The following is a 20,052-nucleotide window of genomic DNA, read 5'->3' on the forward strand; positions in this document are numbered from 1 at the left end:
AGGGAAGCTTGCCCGCCATCTGCATCTGTCCGCCGCGACGTCCTGCTCACGTTGCGGCGGTCAGCCTTGCCTCGGTCAGATCGATATCACGCACGATTTTTCGCGCGGTCTCCTCCCGAATCTTGCGCGCACGCACCATTCTGAAAATCTGTTCGCGTTCGGCGCGCGCGGCGGCCAGCCGCAAGACCCGCTCGATCTCCTCGAGTTTTCGCACCTGATTTCCTTCGTCTTCCGTCTTCGAGCGGCCATCGATACGCTGGCGGTAAAGCTCCATCAGGCGGGCACCGACATCGGAATAGAGATCCGCATCATTTCGGCCTTCACCCATGCGGTGCTGGGTTGCCTCGATCGCCTTGATGGCTGCTTCGGCCGCCGCGATACGGGCTTCGTCCTCCTCGCGCTGATGTGACGGCTCCGGCGGCAGTTCGAGGTTTTTCAAGAGGAACGGCAGGCCGACGCTTGCGGCAACCAGCGAAACGATGATCACCCCAGCGGCCAGAAAGATGACCAGATCGCGGGCAGGGAAGGGCGAGCCGTCATCCAGCGCCAGCGGCAGGGTCAGAATACCGGCAAGCGTGATGGCGCCGCGCACACCGGCAAGCGACATCGCAACAACCAGCCGCCAGCTGGGCTTGCGGATCACCTGGCCCTTGCGAGCGGCTTTGAACAGCGTAAAACGCAGCGACACCCAGACCCAGGTGAGGCGCAACACAGCCAGCGCGACATTGATGGCGACCACATAAAATACCAGCCAGATCGGATGCAAATGGCCTGTCTCGCTGACAACCTTGGCGGCACCGGAAATGATGCCCGGCAACTGTTCGCCCAGCAGTACGAAGATGATGCCGTTCATGGTGAATTGCACCGTGTCCCAGACGGCGGCGCGGCGCACACGCGTGACGGCCAGTACCTTGCCGCGAACCTCTTCATAACTCATGGCGATGCCGGCAGCGACGGCGGCGAGAATACCGGAGCAATGCAGGTGTTCGGCGGCAAGATAGGCGCCGAATGGAATGAGGATACTGATGAGGATCTGCGCTCCAGTTTCCTCGCCGAGCTTTCGCGAGACGAGATCCTTGAAGCGGGTGACGGCGAGCGTCACGGCAAGGCCGATGGCAACGCCTCCCAGTGCCACATAAAGGAAGGTCAGAACCGCATCGCCGGCCGAAAACGTGCCACTCACGGTCGCTGCCACCGCAAAACGCATGCAGACGAGGCCGGACGCATCGTTGAGCAGCGATTCACCTTCGAGAATGTGCATCAGCCGCTTGGGGATCGGCACGCGGGCGGAAATGGCGGAAACTGCGATCGGATCGGTGGGCGACAGGATGGCGGCGAGTGCGAACGCGACCGACAGCGGAATGGCAGGCACCAGCCAATGGACAAAAAAGCCGATACCGAGCACGGTAAAAACGACAAGTCCGAGCGCCAGTTCCAGAATGGTGCCGCGGTCGTGAAACAGGCCTTCCTTGGGAATGCGCCAGCCATCCAGAAACAATAGCGGCGGCAGGAAAAGCAGGAAAAACAGGGTCGGGTCGAGGGTGACGGCAGAGCCGGTGGCGACCGCGATCAGCGCGCCAAGCGCGATCTGCACCAGCGGCAAAGGAATGGCGACAGGCGACAGGCGCGCCAACATGCCGCTCACCACGACAGCCAGCAGCAGGAACAGTGAGATCGTCACGCCATCCATCGATAGAACCTTTCAAAATGCCTGATTATGCCGCGAGGCACCGCCATCCTTACCGCCCGCAATGCGCAGCGGAGATTGGCCGTTTTCCTTTGCGAAAGCCGCAAGGCGGCGTGTCGCTTATGGCCTCTCAGGGTCACTTGATCAACCGCAAGGCTTGAAAACTCATCAAAAATCAGCGCATCACGACCGCGGCAAGACATGTTTTTCTGCCGTAAAAACAGATATTTCAGCACGACGGGACATGTACGAGGGTAGGGTGGTCGCGCCCTCCTCTGGCCTGATAACGTTCGCCAGAAACACGTATGGGCGCCGAGTGGCGCCCATATCTCTTTTCTGCCGAAACAACATCAGGCCGTCTACTGCCGATTACACAGCCTGGCTGAGCGCATCGACAGCCAGAATGGCATCGGCGACTTCCTGGGCGGTGAAATCGGAACGCAGATTTCTCAGCGTATCGGCCTCGCTATTGGCGAGTTCACCGACCTTCAGCAGGTCTTCGCGGCTGACACCTTCCAGATGCAGTTCCTGCAGCGTCGTCGGCATGCCGATCAGGCGATAGAACTCGATATACTCGGCGATTTCTTCGTCCGGGCGCTGTTCGAGAACCATATGGGCGAGGGTGCCGTAGGCGACCTTTTCGCCATGCGTCAGGTTGTGGATTTCGCCGTGCAGCGCGGTAAAGCCGTTGTGAATGGCATGCGCACCGGCAAGACCGCCATTTTCGAAACCGAGACCGGAGAGAAGCGTCGACGCTTCAACGACGGCCTCGACGGCCGGTGTCACCAGCTTCTGCTGGACGGCCTTGTAGGCACTGAAACCATAGGTGAGCAGCGTCTTTTCGCAGGCTTCGGCAATCGCCATGCCGGCAATCGAGGAGGCGCCACCGACCATGGTCTTGGCATTGGAACGCTGCACGGCAAGCGCCTCGACATAGGTAGCAAGGCCGTCGGCGATGCCGGATGCGAACAGACGCGCGGGCGCCTGCGCGCAGATCCAGGTATCGACCAGAACCAGATCCGGGTTCTTCGAATAGAAGCGGTATTCCTCGAACACGCCTTCGTCGGAATAGATGACGGAGAGCGCGCTGCAGGGCGCATCGGTGGATGCGATGGTCGGCACGATGACCACGGGCTGCTTCAACTCGTCGGCGACGGCCTTGACGGTATCGAGCGTCTTGCCGCCACCGAGACCGACCACGACCTTGGATCCGGCCTTGCGCGCCGCATCTGCCAGTCGCTTGATCTCGTTGACAGAAGCTTCGCCGGCGAAACCTTCGCGGGTAAACTGCGTCTTGCCGGTAACGGAAGCCTCGACCTGAGCGCCGATCAGACCCCAGACGATATCGTCGGACACGAGGAAGGCATTGTCGCCAAATTCCGCCAGATAGGTCCCGAGTTCCGCAATCACGCCACTGCCCTGAACATAGCGACCCGGTGATGCAAAAATACGTTTCGTCATCTGTCTCTTCCAATCTTGTTTATCGATAAAACAACAATCGGAATATCGGCCCGGCACCATGTCATCTCAATGACATAGCGCAAAGTTGATGGCATTCTGTCGCCGCGCTCGCTCCGCACGAGCTACGCGGCGGACCGGGCTTTAACCGCCGCCGGTTTCATAATTGCCCACTTTATTTCAACGTCTGGGAAAACATTTGGCGGAAGAGGTGTCCGCCATACTATCGAACCATGGTTTCCCATTTCATCCGTAAAAGCCATATTTTCTCAGTTGTTTAGAGATTTACCCATATCGACATCTCCCATGCTGCCCCATAGAATAGCGGTCATCTGTTAGGGTAATCGTTGGGGTGGATATGGCTCTCGCATTGAACAAACTGAGCGCGCGAGGCGTGGCATCAATCGTTAAGCCAGGCCGGCACGGCGACGGCGGCGGCCTATATCTGGTCGTGGACAAAAGTGGCGCGAAGCGTTGGGTCTTCCTGTATCGGCGCGATGACAAGCTACGCGAAATGGGATTGGGCGGCTTAAAGTCGGTCACGCTTGCCCGCGCTCGTGAACTTGCCAGCGAGGCACGGACGAACCTTCAGGCCGGCATCGATCCGATTGCAGCGAAGAACAGCAGCGCACCCGTCGCCGTCCCAACGTTCGGAGATGAAGCCGACGCCTTTATCGCAGCGATGGCGCCGCAATTCAGAAACGCGAAGCACCTCGACCAATGGAAAATGACTCTGAAGGAATACGCGGCGCCCCTGCGGCCGAAACGGGTCGACGAGATTTCGACCATCGACGTGCTGGAAGTGTTGAAGCCGATATGGCTCACGAAGCCGGAGACGGCCGGCCGATTGCGAGGCCGCATTGAGAGGGTACTGGACGCCGCAAGCGCAAAAGGCCATCGCTCGGGGCAAAATCCGGCCCTGTGGCGCGGGCACTTGGCGAACCTTCTGCCGAAACGCAAGAAGCTTTCCCGTGGTCACCACGCGGCTATGCCCTACGAGGATGTTCCCGCGTTCGTCACCGATCTGCGCGAGCGTGACGCGATGGCAGCGCGAGCCCTGGAGTTCACGATCCTGACGGCCGCGCGTACCGGCGAGACGTTCGGCGCAACGTGGCGGGAGATCGACTTGAAGGCGGCGGTGTGGATAATTCCGGCGGAACGGATGAAGGCCGGCCGTGAGCATCGCGTCCCGCTGACGCCTCGGGCTGTCGAGATCCTTACAGAGCTTGCTGGCCTCAAGGACGGGCCTGGCGCTTTCGTTTTCCCGGGGTGGAAAGAAGGCCGGCCGCTGTCGATCATGGCAATGGACATGCTTCTGCGCCGGATGAAGATCGATTTCACCGTGCATGGCTTCCGGTCGTCTTTTCGGGATTGGGCGGGCGAAGAAACCACTTTCCCTCGTGAAGTTGCTGAAGCGGCGCTGGCGCATGTCATTGGGGATGAGACCGAGCGGGCTTACCGGCGCGGCGACGCATTGGAGAAGCGCCGGAAGCTCATGTCGGCTTGGACGAGTTATTGCGGACCGAGGAAGCCCGGTGTCGTGCTGGAAATGAAGCGCCAAAAAGGGGCGTCTTGACGGCGCGGCCAAGAAGAGGATGATTACTGCAGGCGCAGTGGACCTGAGCCGCGCGGAGCCATGCGCCGCTGCAGTCTGCAGACATCAATCGCCGGTGCAGTGGGAACCTGGAGGGGAATAGGATCACTACGGTACGTCGCGCATCATGCTTTCTGTCTGCTCGATCAGCTGCTCGATCTCGTTGACGAGCGTAGGGATTTCAAGAAGGCTTAGCAATGCGACGTGTCGCGGGCTGCAGTCCGCGGCTGCCTGCGAAGCTGTGTCAATGTAGGTCAGCACTGCGCGTGCGACCTGCAACTCTTGTGAGGATATGCCGAACGGCGACTTAAGGCCCGTCACTGTTTTCCTGCTCAAGAACTGCGTAAGATCGCGGATTATCTCTTCCCTACCGTTGTTTGTCGTGCGCCAGTTGAGCGGTCCTCGTTCTCCGTTCTCAGCGGTCCCCCAAAGCCAGTTCTTGCCGTTCCACCTCAAGTCGACGAGGTTTGCAAGATCAGCTAAAGCTCCCTCAAAATCCGCGTTTCGTGCCGCGCCTTGCGCGGCAGCGTCTTGGCGGACTAAAATCTCGGTCTGCGCCCCGATGAATGCGGCCTGATTACGTGCCTCGTCTGCCTGAGCAGCCATTAGCTTGCGTTGGTGGCGCATCTCATCGCGCGTCGCTTGAAGCTCCAGGCGCTGAGCTTGCAATTCCTTCGATTGGATGAATACGGCGGCCACCAGCCAGAAGAAGGCAAGAGGCGCAAAAACGCCAGCGAGGGTGTCACCCCACTCGTTCAGAGCAAGACAAGGTAGAACCTGATCGCATCCCTCAGGATAGCCCGAGACAAGCGCTAGCGCCAAAGCAAGTCCGAGCCATGCGACGCTCGTCAGTGCGACGATTTGAGTTACGTTCGGTCGCCGCATCTTTTGAAACCTGCCTATACCCAAACTTCTCAAACCAGCCATACCTTGGGGCGGTGAGTAAACAAATTACCGAAAACGTTTGCCAGTCGCCGCATGACGAGGTCGCGCGACAGGAATTCAGGTGTTGTCACCCGTCGACCGACGAATTGCCTCGGCTTCAGATCGATTAACGATCGACAGCCCGTTCTCGCTCAGCTCCTGCAATACAGACAAAGCCGTGTCCTGTAGCTTTTCCCGACCTTCAGGGGTATTCTCAAGGTCCGGAAATTTCCTCCGGAGTACCTGTTGAACCGCTTGCATCGATGCGTTTCCGTGGATCATAATTCAACTTGAGCCGATCAAATCAGCTCATCCCCCTCAGAATAATCGACATAGATGCTTCCTATCGGCTTGCCGACGTTGTCGGTTGCCGGATGAAACCCGTCTTTGAATACGCCTTTCTCCACCTTGTCTGCAAGAGCGCAGAGGACGGTCCTGCGGACTAAGAACTTCGCCCGAATGTCTGCACCCTTGGGAAAGCCATCGACATCGATGCCGGCTTGGCTAGAAGTAGCACTGGGGGCTTCGACCTCCGGGCTTGCTGTACGCTGACCGATTTCCACAACGGCGCCCGTTACTCATCATGTCGTACGGGCAATCGCAGGTGCCCACATATGGGTCGCGCATCGCTTCGCCCGATCTACTCGGGGTCGACTGGCGCACAAGCGGTGCGATGGGGGTTGCCGGCCCGGGCCGGCTCTCTCGAGCAATCGGCGGCGTCGAACTCAAGAACTCGCCGCTCACCCAACCCTCATACGTTCTGAACTTCACCCGCCGCCATTCACCTTGAGCAGTGGATGCCTCGACCCCCGACCCGGACGGGACAGTGGCGATTATAGACCCGCTGACGGAAGGCCTAGATCGAACTCGCACGTTCGCGGTCGTATACAGCCGCTCAAGGGCAGGGGCGTGGGGTGCGGTCACCGACGGGGGAGGCTGCTGAGATGCAGGAATATCCAACGCAGTTGGCGGCTGCATCTGTGGCTTGGGCGACATCTGACGTAGAGTTGGAGTAACAGCGGGCTTCGGGGCTGACGTAGAGGCGTTATCCTTGTCATTGGTGCCTAGCCACCCCAAAAACATTACGCCCGCAACGGCCCAACCTACCCAAGTTCTTCTCGCCATATTTCGCTCCAAGGCCGTGGCGATCATGCCCCAACCTCAAAAGGAGGCGAGGGCATGATGCGTCAGGCAGTGCGGCGCAAGGAAGGGGCCGAAAACCTCCGCTCCACCTTTACAGCTTTGCTTACCAGCCACCTGGACGCGACGCTGCGCTGCGGTCGCCGCAGCGGGTGCCGTCGGCTGCTGTCTGCCAAGAATACCGGCAGTTGCCTGGATAGGTTGGCGGCGGATTGTAGTAGCCCCCGCCGCCTCCACAGTTATGGTTTGAGCAGTAAGCGACAGCGGCGCCACCGATCGCCACGGCTGCCAACACTGCTCCCGCCTGGTTCTGATCTTGAACCATCTTCGGGCAGGCGTAATATGCAATCCCGCGGCGTTCCAGCTCTGCTGCGATCTGTTGCCGGAACACCGGATCAGGGCTTTCCAGAAAAGTACGGCAAAGACTGACCTTCGGAACCGCCTTCGGGTTCTTCTGGAAATCGGCCGGCGTCGTTGTTGTACAGCTGGCCAGCGCAAGCGTCATCAATGCGGCAGCCCCGAGCCGCGCAGTCGTCACAAATTTCACGTGTAGTCCCCCGACTATTACCCGCCCGATGATTGCAAGGAGTGGAGGCAAAGTCTAGGCCACTTCCGAAACTTGGTTACCTTATGCACGGGCTTCAAACGGGACCGATTGACTCTATCGCAAGACGGAACATAATGAGAACAAAGCATCGCGATCGAGTTCTCTATGCAAAAACGAAACGAAGCAGCATTCGACAATTGGTGGGCATGTCTTCGCCCGGATGAGCGCGAGGGCCTGGACAGAGCCGTTTGCCGCCGTGCCTTTTTCGCTGGGTTCACCACCGGAGTGAAACCTGAAAACAAGCGGTTCGTTTTCTCCGCAGGAAAGCGCCGCGTCACAGTTCTCGCACCGAGCTACGGCGCTGCAAAGCGGAAGGCCGACGTTATTCTCACCAAGCGCGTGGAAGCTGAAGGACGCTCCCCGCCCGCGTCTGAATGGCGTCTGCAACCCGCAGTCGCGAGGGAAGCTACCTCGTGAGCTTGCCGACACTCAAGGATTTTCGCGGCGAGAAAATCGACATGGTTTGCCACCGGTGCGACCGATACGGCGAATACGATCGAAAAGCCCTCGTGAAAAAGCTCGGCGACAAGACCGAATTCGTTGAGCTGCGGCGGATAATGGCGATCGGCTGCGACCGGCGCGGAAGCGATAAATGCGAAGCGAACTTTCTTCGCCGGCATCTGGACAGACTGGGACGGCACGCGCGGTTCTATAAAGACGCCGCGCGAAGGCACCCACGAGCTGTTCGGCTTCCTCACCTGTGATCCGAACTCAGTCGTGAAGCCAATCCACCCGAAGGCGATGCCGGTGATCCTGACGACGGCGGAGGAAATCGATGTCTGGATGCGAGCACCTTGGGAAGAAGCCAAGGCCCTCCAGCGTCCGCTACCCGAAAATGGCCTCATACTGCTGCCGATCGAACAACCACAAGGATCATTGCTGTGAGCACCGACTGGCTGACCATGGCGCTCTTGCTGTTCTGCTTCGCTCTTACGGTGGTCAGCATACTCGTTCAGATTGTTGATATACTCGGCTAGATTTTTATGCGACGCTGAAGAAACGATGTTGCCGCCAGACAAGCTGATCATGTCCAGAGTGAGAGCCGAGTTTGATCGTGGCACGTCGCCACGTGATGCTAAACGCCTGGTTGAGGCGATGGTCGAACGGCAAAAACAGGCGGACACTGCCTCTTCTCTTCAGATCGAGCAAGCTCGGTCGCCTGCTCTAACGCCATCTCAATGAGATACACGAGCAATTCGCTATCTCGGAGGCGCGCTGCGCGCTCTCTGACCGCTGTCAAGTCTTCGCAAACACCACGCATAGCCATCCCCTATTGATGTTTTGGAATTTCGAGCACGATATTTTTGAGTAAAACAGCAACCTGCGGAGACCGGTCACGGAGATGATCGATAAGATCTTGTTCAAGTCCAGTCAGCGCGCGCGGGCTATCTTTGGAGACAGTCCCAGCGAGCATCCAATCCAGAGAGACCCCCAGATATGCTGACAGCCTGCAGGCATGGTCAACGCTCATGGGGTGGCCCTGAACCCATTTTGACAACGCTGCGGCGCTGACATTCAATTCCGCGGCAACACTCATCATCTTGTGAGAATTGAATGATTTTAGTGCCGCACGAATACGCCGACCGCGATCGTGATCAACCCTGTCCACTTTGCGCATAATCGCCCCCCCAACCAACGCTAAACTAAATTAACATATTCAAAATTTGGGGCTCCCCTCCAAAACAAGGGGGATGCGCTAAAATCGCGCAGCATCATGAATAATGGCTAGCGCCACGTTTGCTGGGCATGGGAAATCAACGGCTGTTCTGAACGGAAAAAAGACCCGCCGCCTTATTAGAGCAGCGGGCACAGACTGGATATGCGTTCGCGCTAACCTTACCGCTTAACGATATAGCTGTCTTAGAGTTGAATTCAGACTGCGATAGCACAATGCTGCGTGTATTATCGGAGGCTGATATGAAGCGAAAGCGCGTGAACTCGGTAAGGTCGGAGCGCATTAGCTCCAGATCTCGAAAAAAGCTGGAACCGCCTGCAAGCAAGGCTCAAAGCCTACGGCTAGCGGAGTCCGCTTTCTGGTTACTCAAGCGGGCGAAAGCCGTCACCTGGATAGATAGCGACAGCGAAAATTACTGCTGAGAGTAATCGTTGAGTCTTGTCTGCCATAAAAAAAAAAGACCCGAAACCGGTTAAGGCCTCGGGTCAGGTGGGGAAGATTAAATGAGAATGCGCATGCTGCTTGCGGCTGCCATGCTGATGGCAGCAACAACACCGGCCATGGCTATCGACACATGCTCTGGCGGAAACCGAGCGGCCCGCAAGGTCACCTGCGTCGTGGACGGCGACACCATTTGGCAGCGAGGCGTGAAAATGCGCCTTCTGGATATTGATGCGCCGGAGACATCGGGCGCCCAGTGCGATCGAGAGCGTGCGATCGGCAAGCAGGCGACCCACCGACTGCAGCAGCTCATGGCCAGCGGCTATCGCATCATTGACGACGGTAAGAAGGATCGAACGAGTGACCGTCGATCACTGGTTCGCGTCATCCTTCCAGACGGTCGAGACGCAGGCAAGGTGCTGATCCATGAAGGGCTGGCGCAGCATTGGCCGAATGTCGGCAACCGGTGGTGCGATGGCAGGCAGGGAAACGGCAGCTAGATCTGCCCCGCGCGCTCTGCTTCTGGGAAAAACGAAAGCAGCCACTCAAAAAGCTGGATCAAGTCCCGGCCTGTCCGCTGAAGGTCGTCAAACAACAACGTCAGTTCGCGGTGGACCAAAATCCCGCCGATGACGAGGATCAACACCACAACCCAAGGCCAGATTGGCGGCTTGCGGTTTGGTGGCCGCGTTAAGGTCTCAGCGGGTACGTCTTTGCTCAAAGTGGTCCTCGTGCTTTTCGCGACAGATATCCCGGGAAACTGTAATTACAACATACTGATACGAAAAGCCCGCTGGCGTCTTCCAGAAGGGCAGCGGGCACAGGTGGGGAAATGCGGGATAGCTAAATTATTCGCGCTACCTAGCTGTCTCGCGTTCGAAAAACTCTTCCCCTGATCCCGAGTCTGCGGCAGCCGGGCTATATTCGGGTTTGGAAACTCTCAGGTGAGAGCTGAACGGCGAAGGCCGCATCTACGTCGGCCGAGGTAGAGATCGAGCCGTCGACGATCGCGGCCAATACATCGGCCTCGATCGAGAAGCAGTCATTCACGTGGTCAAGAACCGCATCGCTGGCGTGGATGATGGTCGCGGCATCGAGAGTGATGAAACTTCCGTCCGGGCACTTCCACTGCGCGGTAAAGGCAGGATCCTTGTCAGCCTTCATGCGAGCGCCGGAAATCATGATCTTCGACCGGTCGTCGGTTGCGACATCGAGGCCGCCGACGACAATGCCGCCGACCTCACGCTCCCAACGTTTCGTGGCCGTGTAGGTGTTGAGATCGATTGCGGGCGGCGCATAGGGCGGGATGGTGTTTCCTTCCGCTTCCCACTCCGCAATCATCTGGCGGTGGCGGTTGCCCATGTCCTCAGGAACGATGTTTTCGCCATCTTCCCCTTCAAACATGACGCGGATCAATCCGCTTTCGGTGTAGCCGATAACGTTCATGTCAAAGCTCCGCGTCAAAGAGATAGGCATAACCGATCCCATAAGTGTCCCCAGCTCCGACTGATCTGAGGGAGAATGTCGCGCTAGATCGGCTTACCCGCTCTATAAACTGCGCTGCAAGATTGCCTGGAGTGCCTGCACCAACGATTGTTGCAGTTGGAATTGCACGCATCGGCTGGTAGGTAAACGGAAACTCATATATTCTGTTCGCGGCATCCGCATGGAAACGCCCGCTAACTTCTCGAACTCCAGCGTACCTTTGACACAGAGCCAGTTCCTGCTGGATATGGCGCGAAGAGAACGGGTCATCTTCCTTCGTGGCATCACCTTCGACAACCGACACATGGGTGATGTCAAAGCTTCCGCTTTGCTGCCCAAGGTTGCCTGACCTGTCATTATACGACGATCCAGCATCAAACCAGAATTGCAGGCCCAAGAAATCATTATTGCCTGAACCAAGTGTTTTGCTGGCTATGGGCGGGATATCAAAGACAAGAGAGAATTTCTGCCATGAAGCCGTGAGGCTAACTTTCTGCGGTGCAATGTTGAATTGCGCCGATGGTGATCCTCCCGTTCCGAAGGACTGGATGAATTCCACAGCGATGGGCTTCGCTGCATCAGCTTTTGCATAGAACGTGACAGTCGCTTTTTTACCGGCAAGCGTCCTTACGCCTTCTATCCGCTGTCCAACGAGAACGCAGTTTGCCGCCCCAACTACGGACGCAACATTCACTCGGTGATAATTCACGCCACCGCTAGCAGCGGCTACATCCGCTGGCGGTATCGGGAACGATCCGATTTCGGCGCTGGAGCCAACCGCTGCGGTAGACCACCGGTCAGACAGAAACCGCAGTGTGCCAGTCGCAGACCCAAGATAGGTCCCTCTTTGATTGATGGCGAAATCACCATTGATGATCTTGTTTCGGAAGCCTGCAAGAACGCCGCCGCCGATGTTGGCGATGGCTTGGCCCTTCTGCGCTGGCGTCTTCGTCTGCGCGATATCTGTTCGAAGATAGCTGGTCGGATCAACTACAGCGGCAAAGCCTTCGGCCTTCTTCGCCCAATGAAAGGCCGAATACAGGCCCGGCTCGACAGCCGAATTCTCGGCCCTTGACGCGTAGTCCTTCGCGAGTTGCGCGTTTGCCGCTGCCGTCTGCACCGCCGCAATATTGTTGTATACCGAATTTATTGCACCAATGTTGGACGCGACTGTGACGACGCTAACCGATGCCGCAGCCACTACCGACACGCTACCCGCGACGACGCCCACGCTAACAATGCTGTCACGAACTCCGTAAAGTTCATCGATCTCGGTAGCGATGCCGGCTACTGCAACGATGCTGCCGATATTTGAAGCAATCGTATCGACATCGGCACTTGCTCCGAGCATGGCCGCAACTGGTGGAGCTAGGCTGTCGACGGTCACGATCCCGTTCTTCAGCGCGCCGTCGGATCGACGGATGTCTTTCACCGCGTCGATGGTCTCATTCACGGACAGTTCAACGTTATCCAGCTCGATGTTGATCTGGATGCCTGGGATTGGTCCGTGCACGAAGGAGTAGCTACGGTTGTAAGGCGTCATCGGAGGCGTTATCGGAGCCATAAATCGCACCACAAAACAACTTCGCGCAGCTCGATCGTGGAACGAGAGATAGGGGCGAAGAAGTTGATCTTAGCTTCGGATTGAAGCGGTGGTGCGTTGCTCGAGTCCGCTATTTACCAGCACAGAAATCTTACTTCATATGCACAGATCAGGCAAGCTAACCGCCGCCGCCGAAGGAAGGGCTATTTAGCGATCTCCGTCCCGGAAAACCGTTCCCACGGCCGGCGCCCGTCTAAGTATCAAAATCTTGGGTTAGCCTGCCAGCGGCCACCAATCGCCTCCATCGTTTCGTCGTCCTTCTCTTCGCCGGTCATGGCGTTCATGATCGTATTGGCTTCGTTGCCGAACCACAGCTTCGCCTTGCGAGCGAGCGCCGCCCGGTTCGCCGGATTGTTGTCGCGCAGCAGAAGCGCCGCGTCGTCCGGGTTCAACAGGGCCTGATCCAGCATCCGCTCGATCGCTTCGCCCCGCGCGCCCTTGACCGCCCGCCGGCCGGCAACCGCCGCAAGGCTGGTGATCAACCACGTTCCGCCGACCTGACCGCGCTGATAAGCGAACAGGCGGGAGCCGATGGTTTCAGCCGAGGGCAGAACGCCCTGCGCCGTGCCGCTCGTGTTCGGAACACGGCCAGCGTTGCGGGTGTCGAGGCCCTGGAGCGCGTCGGCGATGATGCGGACGTTCTCGATGTGCTCCGGGTTGTCGCGATAGAAGCGATCCGCGACGGCCCGGTTCTTCGGATCGTCGAGGAAGCGTTTCAGGTTCTTCGGCATCCAAGGCTGACGACCATCGGTGCCTGCCGTGGTTTCGCCCGAGCGCCGCGTCTGGCCTTCCATGTAATCCCAAAACGTCTTGCGCGCGCCGCTGACGGCTGTCGGGCTATCGCCGACGAAGTTCAGCAGCTCGTCAGCGGCCTTCGCCGGATCTGGAGCGTTGACGACCTCGCGGATGGCGCGCGGCGACTGCGCATCGCCGTAATTCAGATATTTGCCGACCGTGCTGGTGCCGCGGCGATCGGCCGTGCCAAGCTCCCGTTCAAGGCCGGTGCGGGCAGCCGTGGCGTCGGCCTCCGCCGTCCGTGCGCCGGCTGCTCGGGTCAGCTCGTCGCGCAGACCGGGGAAACGATTGATCTGTTCGCCGTTGGCGGCGACAAAGCCTTCGATCCGGTCGGCCCGCGACGTATCGGCACCTGACAGCAGCTCATTTCGGATCGCGCTGCGCACGTCCGGCGTGTCGGCCTGCGCCAGCAGACGGTCCATGTTCTGCGTGTTCGTGAAGGTCCGGGCGACATTCTCATCGCGCATCCGAGGCATTCCGCCTTCGTTGCGGGCAAGCGCCGAGGCAACCGGATCGCCCTGCCGGCCGAAGCGTTCCGCCTCGTCGAAGCGCGCACCGCGGGCCGTCGTCAAGGCCTCGCGCTCGTCCGGCGTCAGGCTGCGCATGATGAAGCCGTCGACATCGTCCGACAGTTGGGACAGGACGCGAGCAGCGTTGCGGCCGCCTCGTTCGGCGCGTGGGTCCGCGCTGGCCGCTGCTGACAGCCGGTTCAGTTCGGTGCGCAGATCGGCCGCTTCCTTCAAGCGGATTGGCTCGGCCGGTTCGGGTGCGCGTGTGATTGGGTTGCCGCTGGCGTCGAGAATGCCGGTATTGACGGGTGCTGCTTCCTCGCCGCCGAGGCGACGGACGCGGTCGATCAGGCTTTCCGGCAGCAGATTGCGTTCGGCTTCGGTCAAATAAGAGATGGAATTGTCGATCGTGTCGACCAGCTCATTCGCAACGATGCGGTTGTTCGATACATTGGCGTTTTCGTAAGCGTCAGCCGTTCTCGCGCGGGCGTTCTCGCGTGCTTCCTCCAGCGCGGAACGGATCGTGTTGCCGCGCGCAGCCGGCGTTCCGGCTGGCGTGAGCGGCGCGACGGCCGTGGCCGCGTCGTCGGTTGCGTTCCGCGCCATGACGTCGGCGTCCATCAGGCGGCGATTGCGCTCCAGATCGAGTTCGCTGCGGAGCTGCGACGCCGATCCTTCCGGCGCCATGGCTGACAGCGTGTCGTCGATCGCGGCGGCGTTGTTCTGCCGGCGCGTGTTGAACAGACCCGAGTTCGGCCCCGTCTGCCGGCTGTATTCCAGCGACGCGATGCCGGGGTTCTTGGTGCGATCCGCCAGCGTCTCTTCGACGCCGGGAACGACACGGCCGATGCGTGGGCCTGCTTCTATGGCTTCGATCAACGGGCCCGTGTCGGGTGCTTGGCCGATGGCCGTCTGAAGTCCCGCGCCTTCCGCCAGCCGGTCGACGACTGCATCGCGAACCACGTCGTCGACATAGTTCTTGCGATTGAAGAGCGCGCCGATCAACTCGCCGCCGCTGCGGGCCAAAGAAGAGCCGATGCCCGTCAGCGTGGCGCCGGTGATTGCACCGCCCGCGTCGGCGAACTGTCCGGCTGTCGTATCGCGGTCAACCGCCGAATTGGCGATAGCCGCGCCGGTTCCGGCACCGGTGGCGACAGCCGTTTCCTTGGCCGCGTATTTCGCCGGATTTACCGCTGCGGGTTCCAGGAACATGCGCGACATGCGGCTGCCTTCCCGGATCGCCGGCAAGCCTCTGCGTGCGGCAAGGCCCATCACGCCGGCAGCGGGCAAGGCCATCGCGCCGACTTCTTCGCCGACGCGGTTGACGAAACGCTCCGGGAAGTTCTCGGGCTCCGTGCGCGGCGGCTCGATGCCGAGAATACCGGCCAGCCCCTCGTTCACACTGTCGCCGAACTGCTGCATGTTCTCGCCGGTAGGCCACAGATGACCGACCGGGTTGATATAGCCGGCTGCGTTCACGACAGCTTCCGGCGCGCCGGCCTGCTCCGCGCCATACCGGGCAAGCGAATTGATGCCGCGCCCGATCGTGCCGGGCAGCCCGAGAACGTTCGTGAAGCCGGTGGCGACGCCGCGAACGGTCTGGTCCGCGAGACCGCCGACAGCCGATGCGGCGTCAACGCCGTAATCGCCCCACGTCTTCGTGCTGTCGCTGCGCATCTCCGGGCTCTCGATCGCAGCGGGGTCGTTCATCGGCGACGGCTTCATGCCGAGCGTGCCGCTGATGATGTCCTGCAACGAAGGTTCAGGCGCGGGCGCTGTCGGGGCACTTGCAGCGGCCGGTTGCCGGCGCTGCTGTGTCTGCTGACGAACGACCCGCAGGATGACGTCTTGCTGTGTCCCGTCAGGGAACTCCAGAACCGTTCCGTCAAAGAGTTCTGCTTCAATCATAGCGGGTTTCCATCCGGGTCGAAGTGCTGCTGGCCGGCAGCCTGACTGATCTGCGTCCCAATCTTGGCGAGATCGATCAGGGCGTGTGGGGCATAAGCGCATGCAGAAGGAGCTTGGTTGCCTTCGGCTGCGTTACCGAGATTGGAGATGGCGACTTGAAGAGGCTCGTCCCCGGTCATGGTGATGGTCCGAAAATGTCGGCTTCTTCAGCCGGTCCAAACGTCTGTTTGAAAATCCCGCGTTCGCGATCACGCCGGCGATTGGCGATTTCCTGGCGGTGTTCGGCAATCCGAGCGAAGTGAATTAAACACTTCACCCGTGCGCGGTCATCCTTGCATCGGTCGCCGGTGAATTTCTCTTTGTCGATGTCTTCGACCAGTCGCGCGGCGGCCAGCATGCCCTCAGTCAAATGCTCGATCTCAATTTTACCTAGAAGCCTATCTGAAGTTCCCCATAGGATAGCGTGTCCGAGCGCCGTATAAACCGCAGCCAGTAGCTCGTGGGTCGGCCGTGTGTCGGGTAACTCCCAAGTCTCGCGGCGGGGGTCGGACAGGTGCAGGATGGTTCCCAATGCCGTCTGAATGTCGAATACCCATCGCGATTGTCCGCCTACCCACTTGAGGTGCTGGATTGCGTGGGCCGCGTTCTGATTAGCTGCCTGAGATGCGATGCCGTCCACGATGATGCCTGTTTCGTCATTGCGATGTTGGCAATGTCGTTCGAACGGGCGAGCGAAAAAACGGCCCCGGATAGCAAGGTTTTCGGCCAACAATTCGGGCGGAAGGCGGCGAAATTTCATTGGTTCGCTGGGTCAATACCGGTTGCTGCGGGATGCTCGGCAGAGCCGGTAGGTTGACGTTCGCCCTTGTCGGGCTCGGCGGCAGCGCGCTCACTTCGCTACGTTTTTCCAGCAATTAGATCATAGCAGAAAGCAGCCTCGGAAGCCAGCGAGGCCGGGCAATTTGTGGCCAAACTTCCAGCGCGGCAAAAATTTGTATGGACGTGGACCGGCGGCCCTCGGGTGGGCGGCGGACTATAGCCGGGGGTAGGGGCGGGCTGTCACCTGGCGGCTTGAGTGCAGCGCCATGCGCGGAGATGAAGCCGTGCGGGAAAGGCCACCGATACTGACTTGGCCGCATCCCATTGTCCGTACGGGCATAGTCGAGCGTACATCTAGCATCCGGTCCAATTGCGGCGACTTAACTGTACGTAAGGGTTGCTTTCGTTCATCGGACATGATTATCTGTGGACAGAACCTAATCGGACAGACTGCTATGACCCAAACAATCCTTTACGCTCGCGTCTCAACATCAGAACAAGACCTGTCACATCAACGCACCCAAGCTGAAAAGGCTGGCTTTGTGATTGATAAAGTAGTCGCCGACCATGGCGTGTCAGGTGTCAGCACTCGACTGGCTGAGCGTACAGAAGGCAAGCGACTGTTCGATATGCTTCGACGCGGCGACACTCTTGTCGTCCGTTGGGTGGATCGGCTTGGCAGAAACTATGACGACGTCACCGACACTATTCGGACGTTCATCAATCGTGGTGTGATCATCCGCACGGTCATCAACGACATGACGTTTGATGGCGCAACGAAAGACCCTGTCCAAAAGGCTGTGAGAGACGCGCTGATCGCGTTCATGGCGGCGACTGCCCAAGCGCAAGCCGAAGCCGTCAAGGAAGCACAGCGAGCCGGGATAGAGGCGAACAAAGGCGATGTGACCAAGTATCGTGGCAAGAAGCCGTCTTACAGCCGCGATCAGTTCCAGACCGTAATTGATCTGCTGTCGAATGGGGCAGGGGCGTCAGCTATCGCCAAGGAAACCGGGCTGACCAGACAGACGATATTGCGCATCCGAGACGACCAGCCAGCCGCAGAAACCGCGCTCGTCAAATGGGGAATGTGAGCGATGGAGTCGCCAGAATTCTAGTTGCGATCGGTTCGCAATAAGCTCGATATTTCATAATAATGGATAAAACGGGCGGGACAGAGTTCCGGGGCGATCCAGCGGCGGCGCGGCAAACGTGGTTGTTGACGGATGGGTGCAAGGTCCGGCAACTATTTTCTATCAGCCCATCGTCCTTCTCGGTTCGCCCAATCATAGTACTCCGGCGAGCCTTTAGGCGGCGGGTTGTTGTCATCGTAATGGACCACGGCTTCCTTTTCGCTGCCGAAATGAAAATATAAAAGGAAGACAAGCGGCACCAGCCCGATACCCCATGCAAGTACTAAAAAACCAGATACCGTATACATGAGTATGCGCTGTTTCGGATTAGTGTAATTGTACCACTGTTGTAAGCTATTCATTTTGATTTTCTATGTTTGTATTTTAGTGCGGCGAACAATGAGGCGCTGGATTGGACATCAAAACGGGATGTCATCGTCAAATGATTTCTCAAAACCCTTATTTTCGGGCGCGGGGAGTTGCTTTCGAGGCGCTTCTAGGCGTTTTCGCTCTTCTGGGGCAGGGAGCGTTTGCTTCGGTTCTTTATCTTTAGCGTCGTCAATTACGCCAAAGATCAGCTTAACCCACTTCCACCATGGTTCTAATCCCTCACGTTCGACGTCACCGCTTAGCCGCGCCACGCTTAGAACTGCGTCGGCAACAACCTCATACCGGGTTCGAGTGCGATCTATTTCGAGCGTGAGGTCGGCAAGCTTCTTAAAAATTGCATCGCGCTTCCCCTGCGGAGCGTCGGATTTTTCGACCACTGCTCTGATCTGTTCGATGTAGTGTCGAAGACGCTCTCGTTCTGCGCCATCAAAAACCACACTGTATCTTTTGCGTCTACGAGCGTGGTTGATTTCAATCTGAACAGTCAGGTTGAGAATGTCTGTTTCAAAATCTTCGAACGCAGCCCAAACCTCACGCTCATTAGAAGGCATGGGAAATTCGGCTATGCCGGGAATGTCGAGAGATGTTGCTGCGGCTTTTACGGCACTCATATATCGCCGCTTAGCATATGCATCGAAGCTACCTTGATCATTGTCTTTCAAGCTCTCATCAAGCTGCTCTCTGAAACGTCGTTCAAGATAGACAAAGGCATTCTCATGATCTTCAGGCAGATCGTCGTACATTGAACGGTCCATATCTTTCCAACCCATGCCGTGTAATAGATGTTCTAGTAGATTTGAGATTTCTCAGCGCGGGCTCTTAGTGGTTTCACTGCGTACGCCCGCTTACGTTTTATGCGTCACTGACACGCATGGAAGGCTCAAACTTCTCCGCTCTAATTTCCAGTAGCGTAAATTGGTCGTATAGCCACGCCTCCGTCGAGTTGATTTCTTTTTCCGCTTTCTCGCTACGAAATTTCATCACTTCTATACCTGACGCAGTTGTCTGAATGAATGTCTCTTGGTTTCGATATTGCTCGTGATTGTAAATCTCGTCGGCAATCTCACCGAACCAATCCGAGACCGCCTTATCGAAAATGAATAGCGATCTTTGATGTAAGTCGAGCATTTCCATATAAGCGTCGTTCATATAGTGCGCGCTGTCGTGTTTTTCGCCAAATGCTATGAAGTCGAGATACAGTTCATAACGTTTGTCATATAAGTTTAGCTTATAGGTCCTTCTGGCGCTTTCTTCAGCCTTGGCTTGTTGATCAGCGAGCATCGAGGTTTGGGTACGTATCTGCTTTAGCTGTTCTGCGACAACCTCACGATTGTCGGCAAGCTCTTCCCTCGTGACTTTCAGTTCCTGGCGCTGCATTACGACGGCGCATGCGAGCAGGATGAAAGCGACTGGCGCAAAAAGCCCCGCAAGGAAGTCGCCTATTTCGTTTGGTTCTGGTTGACTAAAGAAATTGGAAGGCGCGGATGGGATGATCCACATCAAGAAGCCAGCGACATATATGCCGGACGCAATAAACGCGGTGTTCAACCAATTGGTAGTTTGCTGCTTTCCCTTGTCTGCCATATTTGCCTAAAACCCCGCCAGCCTCGATTGGAAGCTCAAGGTAGTACCACATAGGCAGTTTGGTAATCCCCCCTCCGAATAACGGACTTCAAAAGTAGAATTTTCTCGGGCTTTATGATCGAGGAGATTTTGATGAAGACGAGCAGATTCAGTGAACCACAAATCCTTGCCATCCTGCGCCAGGCAGAAGGCGGTGTTCCTGTACCCAAGCTTTGCCGGGAACATGGAATGAGCACGGCGTCCTTTTACAAATGGCGATCCAAATACGGCGGCATGGACGCGTCGATGATCAGCCAGATGAAG

The 20,052-nt window shown here is 58.0% G+C and carries 18 protein-coding genes and 1 pseudogene; 5 read left to right on the forward strand and 14 right to left on the reverse strand.

The features are described 5' to 3' along the window. Positions 1–46: 46 nt before the first annotated feature. On the reverse strand, positions 47–1,690 hold the full coding sequence (locus tag EDF70_RS06555; RefSeq protein WP_132272481.1) for a Na+/H+ antiporter: 1,644 nt from the start codon (positions 1,688–1,690) through the stop codon (positions 47–49). 366 nt (positions 1,691–2,056) lie between these two features. Beyond that, the gene (locus EDF70_RS06560; RefSeq protein WP_132272482.1) at positions 2,057–3,148 is read right to left on the reverse strand and encodes a glycerol dehydrogenase; all 1,092 of its coding nucleotides are present in this window, start codon (positions 3,146–3,148) and stop codon (positions 2,057–2,059) included. Positions 3,149–3,503: 355 nt separating this feature from the next. Between EDF70_RS06560 and EDF70_RS06565 the strand changes: the two genes are divergently transcribed. Next, positions 3,504–4,721 carry a site-specific integrase gene (locus tag EDF70_RS06565; RefSeq protein WP_132272483.1) on the forward strand — a complete coding sequence of 406 codons (1,218 nt, stop codon included), beginning with the start codon at positions 3,504–3,506 and terminating at the stop codon, positions 4,719–4,721. Between the two features lie 126 nt (positions 4,722–4,847). Here EDF70_RS06565 and EDF70_RS06570 read toward each other — a convergent pair whose 3' ends face one another. From EDF70_RS06570 to EDF70_RS06580, 3 genes are all read right to left on the reverse strand, one after another. Then, a complete protein-coding gene (locus tag EDF70_RS06570) occupies positions 4,848–5,624 on the reverse strand; it encodes a hypothetical protein (protein ID WP_132272484.1) in 777 nt (258 codons plus the stop codon). A gap of 338 nt (positions 5,625–5,962) precedes the next feature. Next, complete coding sequence (locus EDF70_RS29920; protein WP_165931904.1) at positions 5,963–6,226, reverse strand: hypothetical protein; 264 nt, start codon at positions 6,224–6,226, stop codon at positions 5,963–5,965. A 683-nt stretch (positions 6,227–6,909) separates the two neighbouring features. Continuing rightward, entirely contained in the window at positions 6,910–7,350 is a 441-nt protein-coding gene (locus EDF70_RS06580) for a hypothetical protein (protein WP_245519057.1), read from the reverse strand. Between the two features lie 666 nt (positions 7,351–8,016). On the opposite strand from EDF70_RS06580, the pseudogene EDF70_RS06590 reads away from it, so the two are divergent. Next, positions 8,017–8,295: pseudogene (locus tag EDF70_RS06590) on the forward strand (SOS response-associated peptidase family protein); the annotation flags it as partial. Between the two features lie 385 nt (positions 8,296–8,680). On the opposite strand, the gene EDF70_RS06595 reads toward EDF70_RS06590, so the two are convergent. Further along, on the reverse strand, positions 8,681–9,028 hold the full coding sequence (locus EDF70_RS06595) for a helix-turn-helix transcriptional regulator (protein ID WP_132272486.1): 348 nt from the start codon (positions 9,026–9,028) through the stop codon (positions 8,681–8,683). A 572-nt stretch (positions 9,029–9,600) separates the two neighbouring features. Between EDF70_RS06595 and EDF70_RS06600 the strand changes: the two genes are divergently transcribed. After that, positions 9,601–10,026, forward strand: a complete 426-nt coding sequence (locus tag EDF70_RS06600) for a thermonuclease family protein (RefSeq protein ID WP_165931946.1) — start codon at positions 9,601–9,603, stop codon at positions 10,024–10,026. Here EDF70_RS06600 and EDF70_RS06605 read toward each other — a convergent pair. From EDF70_RS06605 to EDF70_RS06630, 6 genes are all read right to left on the reverse strand, one after another. Next, the gene (locus tag EDF70_RS06605) at positions 10,023–10,247 is read right to left on the reverse strand and encodes a hypothetical protein (protein WP_132272488.1); all 225 of its coding nucleotides are present in this window, start codon (positions 10,245–10,247) and stop codon (positions 10,023–10,025) included. The genes EDF70_RS06600 and EDF70_RS06605 overlap by 4 nt on opposite strands. A 197-nt stretch (positions 10,248–10,444) precedes the next feature. Beyond that, positions 10,445–10,972, reverse strand: a complete 528-nt coding sequence (locus EDF70_RS06610) for a DUF4376 domain-containing protein (protein ID WP_165931947.1) — start codon at positions 10,970–10,972, stop codon at positions 10,445–10,447. A 1-nt stretch (position 10,973) separates the two neighbouring features. Continuing rightward, positions 10,974–12,554, reverse strand: coding sequence for a hypothetical protein (locus EDF70_RS06615; RefSeq protein WP_132272490.1), 1,581 nt, complete (start codon positions 12,552–12,554; stop codon positions 10,974–10,976). 260 nt (positions 12,555–12,814) lie between these two features. Beyond that, positions 12,815–15,826 carry a hypothetical protein gene (locus tag EDF70_RS06620; protein ID WP_132272491.1) on the reverse strand — a complete coding sequence of 1,004 codons (3,012 nt, stop codon included), beginning with the start codon at positions 15,824–15,826 and terminating at the stop codon, positions 12,815–12,817. Next, positions 15,823–16,005: a hypothetical protein gene (locus EDF70_RS06625; protein WP_132272492.1), complete on the reverse strand. Its 183-nt coding sequence runs from the start codon at positions 16,003–16,005 to the stop codon at positions 15,823–15,825. The genes EDF70_RS06620 and EDF70_RS06625 overlap by 4 nt, the downstream gene beginning before the upstream one ends. Continuing rightward, the gene (locus EDF70_RS06630) at positions 16,002–16,625 is read right to left on the reverse strand and encodes a hypothetical protein (protein WP_245519058.1); all 624 of its coding nucleotides are present in this window, start codon (positions 16,623–16,625) and stop codon (positions 16,002–16,004) included. Before EDF70_RS06630 ends, EDF70_RS06625 begins: the two co-directional genes overlap by 4 nt. Before the next feature lie 475 nt (positions 16,626–17,100). Here EDF70_RS06630 and EDF70_RS06635 point away from each other — a divergent pair, with 475 nt between their 5' ends. After that, entirely contained in the window at positions 17,101–17,736 is a 636-nt protein-coding gene (locus tag EDF70_RS06635; RefSeq protein ID WP_132272493.1) for a recombinase family protein, read from the forward strand. Between the two features lie 458 nt (positions 17,737–18,194). Here the strand turns inward: EDF70_RS06635 and EDF70_RS06640 are convergent, their stop codons facing one another. Together EDF70_RS06640 and EDF70_RS06645 are read right to left on the reverse strand one after the other, a co-directional pair. Further along, positions 18,195–18,908 (reverse strand): hypothetical protein, encoded by a 714-nt coding sequence (locus EDF70_RS06640; RefSeq protein ID WP_132272494.1) that lies wholly within the window; start codon positions 18,906–18,908, stop codon positions 18,195–18,197. A 109-nt stretch (positions 18,909–19,017) separates the two neighbouring features. Continuing rightward, positions 19,018–19,749 (reverse strand): DUF948 domain-containing protein, encoded by a 732-nt coding sequence (locus EDF70_RS06645; protein ID WP_132272495.1) that lies wholly within the window; start codon positions 19,747–19,749, stop codon positions 19,018–19,020. A gap of 132 nt (positions 19,750–19,881) precedes the next feature. Between EDF70_RS06645 and EDF70_RS06650 the strand changes: the two genes are divergently transcribed. Further along, a partial coding sequence (locus EDF70_RS06650) for a transposase (protein WP_132272496.1) occupies positions 19,882–20,052 on the forward strand: 171 nt, incomplete at its 3' end.

Source organism: Neorhizobium sp. JUb45, from assembly GCF_004343585.1.
In the GTDB taxonomy this organism is placed as follows: domain Bacteria; phylum Pseudomonadota; class Alphaproteobacteria; order Rhizobiales; family Rhizobiaceae; genus Neorhizobium.